Source organism: Sphingobium sp. 22B (assembly GCF_001580035.1).
In the GTDB taxonomy this organism is placed as follows: domain Bacteria; phylum Pseudomonadota; class Alphaproteobacteria; order Sphingomonadales; family Sphingomonadaceae; genus Sphingobium; species Sphingobium fuliginis.
Genome location: NZ_LTAB01000028.1, coordinates 1 through 11,487, shown reverse-complemented (window position 1 = coordinate 11,487; position 11,487 = coordinate 1). Strand labels below are relative to the sequence as shown.

General features: G+C 64.9%; 11 protein-coding genes. 10 read left to right on the top strand and 1 reads right to left on the bottom strand.

Translation table 11 applies throughout. The features are described 5' to 3' along the window. Window positions 1-13 precede the first annotated feature (13 nt). Window positions 14-928, top strand: a complete 915-nt coding sequence (locus A0J57_RS19990) for a sulfite exporter TauE/SafE family protein (protein ID WP_025550226.1) — start codon at window positions 14-16, stop codon at window positions 926-928. Next, a complete protein-coding gene (locus A0J57_RS19985) occupies window positions 925-1,686 on the top strand; it encodes a TIGR02186 family protein (RefSeq protein WP_061939000.1) in 762 nt (253 codons plus the stop codon). Before A0J57_RS19990 ends, A0J57_RS19985 begins: the two co-directional genes overlap by 4 nt. Here the strand turns inward: A0J57_RS19985 and A0J57_RS19980 are convergent. After that, the gene (locus tag A0J57_RS19980; protein WP_025550230.1) at window positions 1,683-2,153 is read right to left on the bottom strand and encodes an Lrp/AsnC family transcriptional regulator; all 471 of its coding nucleotides are present in this window, start codon (window positions 2,151-2,153) and stop codon (window positions 1,683-1,685) included. The genes A0J57_RS19985 and A0J57_RS19980 overlap by 4 nt on opposite strands. Window positions 2,154-2,270: 117 nt before the next feature. On the opposite strand from A0J57_RS19980, the gene alr reads away from it, so the two are divergent. From alr to A0J57_RS19940, 8 genes are all read left to right on the top strand, one after another. After that, the gene (gene alr, locus A0J57_RS19975; RefSeq protein WP_061938997.1) at window positions 2,271-3,413 is read left to right on the top strand and encodes an alanine racemase; all 1,143 of its coding nucleotides are present in this window, start codon (window positions 2,271-2,273) and stop codon (window positions 3,411-3,413) included. After that, on the top strand, window positions 3,410-4,663 hold the full coding sequence (locus tag A0J57_RS19970; protein ID WP_061938995.1) for a D-amino acid dehydrogenase: 1,254 nt from the start codon (window positions 3,410-3,412) through the stop codon (window positions 4,661-4,663). The genes alr and A0J57_RS19970 overlap by 4 nt, the downstream gene beginning before the upstream one ends. 19 nt (window positions 4,664-4,682) lie before the next feature. Then, window positions 4,683-5,033, top strand: a complete 351-nt coding sequence (locus A0J57_RS19965) for a RidA family protein (RefSeq protein WP_025550234.1) — start codon at window positions 4,683-4,685, stop codon at window positions 5,031-5,033. 169 nt (window positions 5,034-5,202) lie between these two features. After that, entirely contained in the window at window positions 5,203-7,302 is a 2,100-nt protein-coding gene (locus tag A0J57_RS19960) for a TonB-dependent siderophore receptor (RefSeq protein WP_061938994.1), read from the top strand. Window positions 7,303-7,310: 8 nt separating this feature from the next. Further along, window positions 7,311-7,889: a hypothetical protein gene (locus A0J57_RS19955; protein ID WP_153017854.1), complete on the top strand. Its 579-nt coding sequence runs from the start codon at window positions 7,311-7,313 to the stop codon at window positions 7,887-7,889. Continuing rightward, window positions 7,886-9,232: a PepSY domain-containing protein gene (locus A0J57_RS19950; protein ID WP_061938990.1), complete on the top strand. Its 1,347-nt coding sequence runs from the start codon at window positions 7,886-7,888 to the stop codon at window positions 9,230-9,232. Before A0J57_RS19955 ends, A0J57_RS19950 begins: the two co-directional genes overlap by 4 nt. A 104-nt stretch (window positions 9,233-9,336) precedes the next feature. Next, on the top strand, window positions 9,337-10,176 hold the full coding sequence (locus A0J57_RS19945) for a shikimate 5-dehydrogenase (protein ID WP_076605797.1): 840 nt from the start codon (window positions 9,337-9,339) through the stop codon (window positions 10,174-10,176). A 134-nt stretch (window positions 10,177-10,310) separates the two neighbouring features. After that, a complete protein-coding gene (locus A0J57_RS19940) occupies window positions 10,311-11,318 on the top strand; it encodes a class 1 fructose-bisphosphatase (RefSeq protein WP_061938986.1) in 1,008 nt (335 codons plus the stop codon). Window positions 11,319-11,487 lie beyond the last annotated feature (169 nt).

Genomic DNA, 11,487 nt, shown 5'->3' with positions numbered 1-11,487 from the left:
ACCCAGGAAGCGCATGGATCTCTATCTGCCCATCGCCAACCTGTCGGTGAATGCGCTGGTCATCATCGCCCTGGGCGGCGTGGTGGGCCTGCTCTCCGGCATGTTCGGGGTAGGCGGCGGATTTCTGACGACGCCGTTGCTGATCTTCTACGGCATTCCGCCGACCGTCGCGGCCGCTTCGGCGGCGAGCCAGGTGACGGGCGCCAGCGTATCGGGGGTCGTCACCCATATGTCGCGCGGAACGGTCGATTTCCGCATGGGCGGCGTGCTGATCGCCGGCGGCGTGGTGGGCGCCGGCCTCGGCGTGCTGATCTTCCGCCTGCTTCAGGCCATCGGCCAGATCGACACGGTGATCGGCATCCTCTACGTGCTGATGTTGGGCGGCATCGGATCGCTGATGGCGAAGGAGTCCATCCAGGCGCTGATCGCGCTCAAGACCGGGCGGAAGATTCAGGCCCGCAAAAGGCGGCACCATCCGCTGGTGGCGGCCATGCCGATGCGGTGGCGCTTCTATCGGTCCGGGCTGTATATTTCCCCGCTGGCGCCGCTGCTGCTGGGCATGGCGACGGGCATCCTCACCATGTTGCTGGGGGTGGGCGGCGGCTTCATCCTGGTTCCGGCGATGCTCTACCTGCTGGGCATGACGACCCAGTCCGTCGTCGGCACATCGCTGTTCCAGATATTGTTCGTCACCATGGCGACGACGATGATGCACGCCATGACGACCCATGCGGTCGACCTGGTGCTGGCTCTGCTGCTGCTGATCGGCAGCGTCACCGGAGCGCAGGTGGGAACGCGCCTTTCGATGACGATCCGGCCGGAATATCTGCGCATCCTGCTTGCCGCGATCGTGCTGCTGGTGGCGGCACGCATGGCGCTGGGGCTGGGCTTTCGGCCCGACGAAATCTACACGGTGGAGATCCGGTGAGGCGGCGGGCGCTTCTGGCCCTGCCGCCGGCCCTGTTGCTGCTGACGGCGGCGGACGAACCGATGCTGGTGCCTGACGTGTCCCAGCGCGAGGTGGAAATACAATATAGCTTCACCGGCGCTGACCTGCTGCTGTTCGGCGCCATCGTCTATCCCGATGAGCGTCGGCCCAGCAAGCCGCCGGACATCATGGTCGTGCTGAAGGGTCCGGACCAGTCGATCACGATGCGGGAAAAGCAGAAGGTGGCCGGCATCTGGGTCAATGCCGACAGCGCGCGCTTCCGGTCAGCGCCCAGTTTCTACGCCATCGCATCGTCCCGACCGGTCGACAAGGTGGTCGATGAGCGAACGGCGGCGATCTATGAAATGGGCGTGGACAAGCTCCAGCTCTCCCCTTCCTCGCTCAACGACAGCGCGGAGCTGGACCGGTTCCAGAAGGGGCTGATCGACCTCAGGGAACGGGCCGGGCTCTATGTCGAGCGGCCGGGAACGGTGGAGATCACCGACGGCGTGCTCTACAGGGCGCGGCTGCCGCTTTCGGCGCGTGTGATCGTCGGCGACTATACGGCGGAAACCTTCCTCGTGCAGGATGGCCGCGTGGTGGCCGCCGCCGTGCGCGACATCACCGTCCGCAAGTCGGGCTTCGAACGCTTCATGGCTGTCGCGGCGGAACAATGGCCCTTCGCCTATGGTCTGGTCGCGATGATGCTGGCCGTTGGCATGGGATGGGCAGCAGGCGCAATAGCCAGGCGGGTTTAGCGCCGCGCCGCTTTCCTGGGCCGCAGCGCATCGCGCATGGCGATGCTGCTGTTGATCCGGGTGACGCCCGGCATGCGGGAGAGGATTTCGCTGTGGATCGCTTCATAGGCGGCCACGCTCTCGGTCTCGACGCGCAGCCAGTAATCAACGCCACCGGTCATCAGGAAACATTCCCGGATTTCAGGACATTGCCGCACGGCATGTTCGAAACGGGCGAGATAATCCTCCGTCTGCCGGTCGAGCGTCACCTGCACAAGGACATCGACGGCGCGGCCCTCCTTTTCCATCGGTGCGGTCACGATGGTATAACCGCGGATCACGCCGGCATCCTCCAGCATCCGGATGCGCCGGTGACAGGCCGATGGGGACAGGCCGATCTCCGCCGCGATCTCCGAATTGGGACGCCGCGCATTGAGCCGCAGCAGGCGGATGATCGAGCGGTCCACGGCATCCAGCGATTCTGCCATTTTTTCCATTCCTTGCGAAGGATCGTTCAATTATCCCGTCACATTAGACGATCCTGCGGTCATTTGAGAGCATTTTTACCAAGCGCCGCGTTACCCTCCCTTCAAAAGGGGGCACATATGCAGTCCATCGATACCGCCGGAGCCGTGCTTCGCATCGACCTTGATGCACTCGTCGAAAACTACCGCACGATCCAGCGGCAGGTCGCCCCCGCCACCGTTGCCGGCGTGGTCAAGGCGGACGGTTACGGCCTGGGCGCGGACCTCGTCGCGCGCAGCTTGATCGGTGCCGAGTGCCGACACTTCTTCGTCGCGCATCTCAGCGAAGCCATGGCGCTCCGACCCATTCTGAGCGATGGAATGGCGCTGTTCATCCTCAACGGCCTGCAACCAGGCGCGGAAGGCGAGTGCGCAGCCATCGGCGCCATTCCGGTCCTGAACTCGCTCGACCAGATCGGGCGCTGGGCCAGGACGGCACGCACGCTGGAGCGGACCCTGCCCGCTGCGTTGCAGGTGGATAGCGGCATGTCGAGGCTCGGCCTTCCGCCCGAGGAGGTCGCCATTCTGCTGGCCCAGCGGGAAAGATTGGAGGGCATCGACCTTCGCCTGCTGATGAGCCACCTCGCCTGCGCCGACGATCCCGATGCCCCCTCCAACGCGATGCAACGCCGGAAATTCGATGCATTCAGCATGAATTTCCCCGGCGTGCCGCGCTCGCTGGACAATAGCGGCGGAAGCTTCCTGCCCGCCGATCATTTCGACATCGTCCGCGCCGGGATCGCGCTGTATGGCGGAGCGCCGCAGGGCGAGCGCCGGGAGATGCGGCCGGTGGTCTCGCTGGACGCGCGGATCATCCAGTTGCGGAACATCCCGGCGGGCGCTGCCGTCGGCTATGGCCTCACCCACCGTTGCGAGCGGCCGACGCAGATCGCGACGGTCGCCGTGGGCTATGCCGATGGCTGGCCTCGCCACCTGAGCAACGGCGGCTCCGCCTATATCGACGGCCATCGCGCGCCGATAGCGGGACGGGTTTCGATGGACAGCATCACGCTGGACGTGACCGACGTGCCCGATGCGCTCCTCTATCCTGGCGCCCTGGTGGAACTTCTGGGGCCTCATCAGACCGTGGATCAGGTCGCCGCCGACGCCGGCACCATCGCCTATGAAATACTGACACAGCTCGGGCATCGCTATCACCGCTCCGTACGGGGTGGCCGCGATCCGGCACAAGCGGAGCATCACGCCATGAAAGTCGCCATATGAGGGTCGCCATTCTGGGCAGCGGCGTCATCGGCGTCACATCCGCCTGGTATCTGGCACAGGCCGGGCATGAAGTGACGGTGATCGACCGGCAGGACGGGCCGGCGCTGGAAACCAGCTTCGCCAACGCTGGAGAAATCTCGCCCGGCTATGCCTCCCCCTGGGCTGCGCCGGGGATACCGATGAAGGCGCTGCGCTGGCTGTTCATGAAGCACGCCCCGCTGATCCTGCGGCCGCGGATGGACATGGCCATGCTACGCTGGATGGTGGCGATGCTGGGCAATTGCAACGAACGCGCCTATGCCATCAACAAGAGCCGGATGGTGCGCCTGGCCGAATATAGCCGTGACCGGCTGATCGACCTGCGGCGCGAAACCGGCATCGCCTATGACGAGCGGTCGCGAGGCACCTTGCAGCTTTTCCGCGAGCAGAAGCAGCTTGACGGCATCGCGAAGGACATCGCCGTGCTGAAGGCGGACGGAGTGCCTTTCGAAGTGCTGGATGCGGCAGGCTGCATCGCGGCGGAACCGGGGCTGGCAGGCAGCGGCGCGCCTCTGGCCGGGGGCCTGCGGCTTCCCAATGACGAAACCGGCGACTGCTTCAAATTCACCAACGCGCTGGCCGACATGGCGAAGGCGAAGGGCGTGACCTTCCTCAACGGACGGACTATCGGAAGGATCGCCGTCGACAATGGAAAGGTCAGCCATGTCGAAACCGACAGGGGCCGTGTCGTGGCCGACGCCTATCTTGTTGCGACGGGCAGCTATTCCCCGCTGCTGCTGGCCCCGCTGGGGATCAGGCTGCCGGTCTATCCGGTGAAGGGCTATTCGATCACCGTTCCGATCGTCGATGAGGCAAGGGCGCCGGTGTCGACCCTGCTCGACGAAAGCTACAAGGTTGCGATCACGCGCCTGGGCGACCGTATTCGTGTGGGCGGCATGGCGGAACTGTCGGGCTATTCCAAAGGGCTGCCCAGGGCGCGGCGTGATACGCTGGAATATTCGGTGGGTTCGCTCTTTCCGGGCGCAGGCGATCTGGGCGGCGCCAGCTTCTGGTCCGGGCTGCGGCCGATGACGCCGGACAGCACGCCGGTCATCGGGGCGACGAAAGTCCCGAACCTCTTCCTCAACACCGGGCATGGCACATTGGGGTGGACCATGGCCTGTGGGTCGGGGCATGTGATCGCGGACATCATCGGCGGGGGCAGGCCCCGGATCGAAACCGCCGATCTTGCGATCAGCCGCTATTCATAACCGAAAAGGAGCCTTTCCCATGACCATCACCCGCATCGATCGCGGCCCGCGCATGAGCGAGGCCGTCATTCATGGCGACACCATCTATCTGGCGGGGCAGATCGGCGCGCCCGGCGAGAGCGTCACGGCGCAGACCCGGGCCGTGCTGGCCGAGATCGACGCCCTGCTGGAACGCACGGGCAGCAGCAGGAACCATATGCTGAGGGCGCAGATCTGGCTGGCGGACATGAACGACTTTGCCGAGATGAACGCGGTGTGGGATGCGTGGATCGCGGATGCCGAAGCACCCGCCCGCGCCACGGGCGAGGCGAAGCTCGCCAGCCCCGATTACAAGGTCGAGATCATCGTGACCGCCGCCAGGGCGAAGTGAATCGTGCGGGCGGATTGCCGTGCGGCAGGCACGGCATTCCACCCGCAGCGCCGTCTGCGAGGGAGGCGCATGGCTCATATCCGTATATTTATTGCGATTGACTTGCATTATTATGAGTAATAAGGCCCTTTCTGCCGGCTGCATCCGGCAAGAAAAAGGGTCCGTCCGCATGTCCATCGCTTTCCGTTCCGTTCTGCTCACCCCTGTCCTTGCCGCTTGCTGGGCGTCGCCCGCCCAGGCCGACGTGCTGGCGGAGGCAGACAATATCGTCGTCACGGGCACGATCACGGATGAGAATGCATCGGCCACCGGCCTTGCCCTGACGCTGCGCGAAACGCCGCAGTCGATCACCGTCGTCGACCGCGAACGAATCCAGGATTTCGCGCTGACCAATGTGAACGACCTGCTGACCCAGATGGTCGGCATCAATGTGGAGCGGGTGGAGACCGACCGGACCTATTATAATTCGCGGGGGTTCGACATCACCAATTTCCAGGTCGACGGCATCGGCCTGCCCTTGCGCTGGGGCATCCAGTTCGGGGACCTCGACACCATCCTGTTCGAGAATGTCGAGGCGGTTCGCGGCGCCAATGCGATCATGACCGGGGTCGGCAATCCGTCCGCCACGATCAACTATGTCCGCAAGAAGCCGACCAGGGAATTGCAGGCCTCCCTCTCCGCCATGCTGGGAAGCTGGGACGACCGCCGTGTGGAAGCCGATATTTCGGGGCCGTTGAATGCGTCGGGCACACTGTCGGCACGGCTGATCTTCGCCCATGAGGACAGGGACAGCCACCTCCGCTACAATCATGTCGACCGCAACGTCTATGGCGCGATCCTGGATTGGGAGATCACGCCGCAATTAAGGGCGTCGGCCGGCTATACCCGGCAGGACAATGACGCGGACGGCGTGTTGTGGGGCGCGCTGCCGCTGCTCGACGATAATAGCGATCGGATCGCCTATCCGCGTTCGGCCAGCACTTCGGCCGACTGGACCTATTGGAACGTCAGCGACGAAAGCGCGTGGGCGGAACTGGCCTATGCTTTCGGCAATGGCTGGAACGCCCGCGGCCGCTTCACCTATAATCATCGCAGTTCGGGGGCGGAACTGCTTTACGCCTATGGCTATCCCGATGCGGCGACGGGCGTCGGCGTGACGGGGATGGCGGGCAAATATCGCTCCCCGTCCGACCAGTATCTGGGCGATTTCTACGCTTCCGGCCCAGTGACGCTGTTCGGGCGCGAGCATCAACTCGCCTTCGGCCTCTCCACCGGCAGGACCGACGGCCGCGAATATGAGCAAAGCGGGCTGGCTGCCGTCGCCTACCCCGCTGTTGCCCAATGGGCGTTCAACCGCACCACGCTGATCGAACCCGACTTCACGCAGGAAAGCCTGGAGGAAGAGGTGACGGACCGGCTGACGCGGGCCTATGGCGCATTGCACGCCAATCTGGCCGACAGGCTGAAGGCAGTCGTCGGCGCCAGCGCCTTCTGGCTCAAGACCACCGGCGCATCCTACGGCACCGACCAGTATCGCAAGAACAGCGCGGTCAGCCCCTATCTGGGCCTGGTGTTCGACGCCACGTCCAACATCAGCTTCTATGCCAGCTACACCGACATCTTCAATCCGCAGGACAAGGTCGACATCGCCAACCGCCGGCTCGATCCTGCCAAGGGCAGCAGCATGGAGGGCGGCATCAAGAGCGAATGGTTCGACAAGCGGCTCTATGCCAGCGCCTCGCTCTTCCGCGCGAAGCAGAAGAACCTCGCGGAGCAGGCCGGCGTGTTCGGCGCGGGCGATCCGGGGCAGGTGGGCGCCGTCTATTATGCGGGCGTCGACACCACTGCCAAGGGTTTCGAGATCGAGCTGACCGGCCGCGTGACGGACCGCTGGTCGGTAAGCGGCGGCTATACGGGCCTCAAGATCGAGGATCAGGCCGGGAACCGCGCCCGCACCTACGTGCCGCGTCAGTCGCTGAAACTTGCCAGCACCTATCATATTCCCGAGTGGCGCGACCTGAAGCTGGGCGCGCAGTTCCGGTGGCAGAGCGACATCAGCACCCTCGACAGCACGGTCGGCCGCGACATCCGGCAGAAGGATTATGCGGTGCTGGACCTGATGGCCAGCATCAAGCCCATCGACCGGCTGACCGCCAGCATCAATGTGCGTAATGTGACCGACAGCAAATATCTGGGCAGCCTGATGTGGGGCCAGGCCTTTTACGCGGCTCCGCGCAGCGTAATGGGCACCTTGCGCTTCGATTATTGAGGATGATGGTGAACCAGCCTTCCCTTTTGCTCTGGACCAGCGCGCTTTTGGCGGCGGCGGCGGTATGCCTGCTGCGCTTCTCATGGGGCAAGGCGCTACGATCGGCTCCGCTCAACGCTGCTGCCTGGGGGCTGCTCGCCTTTGCCCTGGCGATGGGAATGGCGGGAGCAGGCGCCTGGGGCGTTGCCATGGTGACGCTGGCCGCGCTGGCAATGGCCTTCTGCTGCCTGGCCCTTGCCGCCGCGACCGCGCCACCCGGCAAGACCGGCGCCTCCAACCGCCGCGCCCATATGCTGCCGGAAGGACAGGAGCCGTTGCGCATCGGCGGGCGGATGGTCAGCTTTCTGCTCAGCGTGCCGGGTGCGATGCTGGTGGCGCTGATCCTGGGACTGGCGGCGCGGGCCACGGCCGGAGCGCTGGGCGCGCATGAGGCCGACGGCAATGTGCTGATGCTGTTCCTGATGCCGCTGCTCTGGGCGGTGCTGGCCATGCTGATCCTGCTCTGGCCGCAACGGCGGCGGCAAATGGGACTGCTGACGGCCCCTGCCCTGCTGGGTCTGGCCATGCTGTGGATGGTCCGGCCATGAACCTTGGCCTGTCCAAAACGCTGGTCCAACGGGGCCTGTCCGCCCATGCCGCCATCGGCCTGCTGGCAAGCGCATTGCTCTATATCGTCTGCCTGACCGGCACGGTGACGGTGTTCTACGAGGAATGGCAACGCGCCGAGCAGCCCGATGCTCCGGAAATGCAGCGGATCGCGCCCGATGCGGTGCAACGCGCCGTGGCTTCCGTGCTGGCAAGCGAGAAGGACCGGAAATCGACCGAGCATCTCTACGTCCATCTGCCGACCGACGCGCTGCCCCGCACGACCGTCACCACCGACCATCAGGCGGTGCATGTCGACGATCACGGACGGGTGGTTGCGAAGGAGTTGAACGGATGGTCCGAATTCCTGCTGAACCTGCACTATACGCTGAACATTCCCGGCATGGTCGGCCTGACGATCGTAGGCGGACTGGGGGTGATGACCATCGCCCTGTCATTGACCGGCCTGATCGCCCATCCCCGCATCTTCCGCGATGCCTTCCGCCTGCGGGCGCGGGACCGGGGTGGCCTCGGGCTGGCGGACTGGCATAACAGGCTGGGAGTGTGGACCCTGCCTTTCGCGCTGGCGATCGCCCTGACCGGCGCGATGATCGGCCTGGGATCGGTCAACGTCTATGGACTGGCGCAAGGCTTCTACAAGGGCGACATGGAGGCGGCCTATGCGCCGATCTTCGGCGCTGAGGGCAAGCCGAATGCCAAGGCCGCCCCGTTGGCGGACGTGGCGGCCGCGTTGCAGACGATGACCGCCCGCTTTCCGGAGGTGCGTCCGATCTACGTCTTCATGCACGAACCGGGAACCGCGGGGCAGCAGCTACAGGTGCTTGCCCTGCCGCAGCGACGGCTGGTCTATGGCGAAACCTATAATTTCGATCAGGCCGGGCGCTTTCTGGGGACGGTCGGCCTGGCGGACGGCGCGACGGGACAGCAGGTGGCGGCGTCGGCCTATAATCTGCATTTCGGCAATTATGGCGGACTGCCGGTGAAGATCGCCTATCTGCTGCTGGGTGGAGCGCTTTGCGTGGTGATCGCGACGGGCACTTCGATCTGGCTCGGCAAGCGGGAGCGGCGCGGCTACCGGCAACCGCGCTTGCGCAACGGGTGGAACGCGATCGTCTGGGGTTCGGGACTGGCCCTGGCCCTGACGCTGCTGGCACGGCTGTGGATCGGCAATGCGGCGCCGTTCAAGACGATCTTCTGGCTTTCGCTGGCGGTGCTGGTGGTCCTGAGCACCGCCTTGCCGGAGCGGTACCGCGTGCGGCGTGCCCTGCAATGGAGCCTGGGCATCTGCGTCGCGGCGCTGGTGCCGGCGGTGCTGGGAGGATAAGCGCTCCTGCGCCGATCCGGCGGACAAAGGGCATGGATGGTCGCTCTCGTCATTGATCCCATGCCGGTGGCTGTCTAGGCCATGCGCGAGGAGACCATCAGCTTATGAAACCACCCATTGGGCGGGATACCCGCTTGTGCATGTCCTTGTCCGGACGGCCCGGCAATGCGGGATCGCGCCTGCACAACCGGCTCTACGAACTGCTGGGACTGGACTATGTTTACAAGTCTTTCAGCACGACGGACCTGCCCGCGGCCGTAGGCGGCATCAGGGCATTGGGCATCCGGGGATGCGCCATCTCCATGCCCTTCAAGGAAGCCGTGATCCCGCTTATCGACCGGCTGGAGGAATCGGCGCGGGTCATCGACAGCGTGAACACCATCGTCAATGACGGGGGCGTCCTCACCGGCTATAATACGGATTTCGTGGCGGTTCGCGACCTTCTGGAGCGGCGGATCGCAAGCCCCCAGCCCTTTCTGCTGCGCGGCAGCGGTGGCATGGCGAAGGCCGTTGCGGCGGCGCTGCGGGACGCGGGCTTCGACAAGGGCACCATCGTCGCCCGCAATGAGGCGGCGGGCCGGGCGCTGGCGGAACAATATGGCTATGCATGGCAGCCGGCCCTGCCCGATACGGGCGCGCCCCTGCTCGTCAATGTGACGCCGCTTGGAATGGAGGGGCCGGATAGCGAGGCGCTGGCCTTTCCAGCCGACTTCATCGCCGCCTGCGACATCGCCTTCGACGTCGTGGCACAGCCGGTGGAGACGCCGTTCGTCCGCGCCGCACGGGCGGCGGGGAAGGCGATCATCTCCGGCGGGGAGGTCATTGTGCTGCAGGCCGTCGAGCAATTCGCGCTCTATACCGGCATCCGGCCGACGCCGGAACAGGTGCGGGATGCCACGCTATTCGCGCATGGGCCAGAGGTCGCGGCCAGTCTCGAAGCGTGAACGGGTCGTCCTTCGTCACAGGGGCGTCACGAATTGGCGCTTTTCCGACGCCTGTCTGGCCGCTACGGCATTCCCTGGTTCCATGCATGGCGTGCGTTCGGCGCGCCATATTCTCTTGAGCGAGTAAACCGCCTATGCAGTCCGTCACCCTCACCCGCTTCCTCATCGAGCAGCAGCGCGAGGCCAATGCCATCCCGCCGCAATTGCGCCTGCTGATCGAAACCGTTGCGCGCACCTGCAAGACGATCAGCCACAGCGTGTCCAAGGGTGCGCTGGGCGAAGTGCTGGGCAGCCTGGGTAGCGAGAATGTGCAGGGCGAGGTCCAGAAGAAGCTGGACGTCATCGCCAACGAACTGCTGCTGGACGCCAATGAATGGGGCGGACATCTGGCCGCCATGGCTTCGGAGGAGATGGAAACGATCCATCGCATCCCCAATCGCTACCCCAAAGGCGAATATCTGCTGCTGTTCGATCCGATCGACGGGTCCAGCAATATCGATGTCGACCTGAGCGTGGGCACCATCTTCTCCGTGCTGAAGGCGCCGGAGGAATGTTCGGGCCGTGAGGTGACGGAACAGGACTTCCTTCAGCCGGGCACGCAGCAGGTGGCGGCGGGCTATGCGATCTACGGACCGCAGACGCTGCTGGTGCTGACCATCGGAACCGGCGTCTATGAATTCACGCTGGACCGGGAAATCGGCTCGTGGCGGATGACGGATGGACCGATGCAGATGCCTCAGGGCAATGCCGAATTCGCCATCAACATGGCGCGTCGGCGGCAATGGTCGCCTGGCATCGCGCGCTACATAGAGGAACGCATCCAGGGCACCGAAGGGCCGCTGGGCAAGGATTACAACATGCGCTGGACCGCTTCGATGGTGGCGGATGTGCATCGCATCCTGAAGCGGGGCGGCATCTTCCTCTATCCCGCCGATCATCGCTACGCCGACAAGGCCCGGCTGCGGCTGATGTATGAGGCGAACCCCATGTCTTTCCTGGTCGAGCAGGCGGGCGGCGCGGCCAGCAACGGCTATCAGCGGATCATGGACGTCAAGGCTACCGGACTGCACCAGCGCGTCGGCGTCGTGCTGGGCGACAAGGCCGAGGTGGAAACCGTGGTCGCCTATGGGCGCGAGGAATAGAATCCCGACGCACAGGCGCGGCCTGGAGGCATGTCCTGTTTGGCCAATCCAAGACCTTCCCCTCCCGCAGGCGGGAGGGGTTAGGGGTGGGCGCGAGCGTAGCGAGCTTCTGACTTAGCCGTTGCAAAACAGCGCAGATGCCGCGCCAGCCCACCCCCTAGCCCCCTCC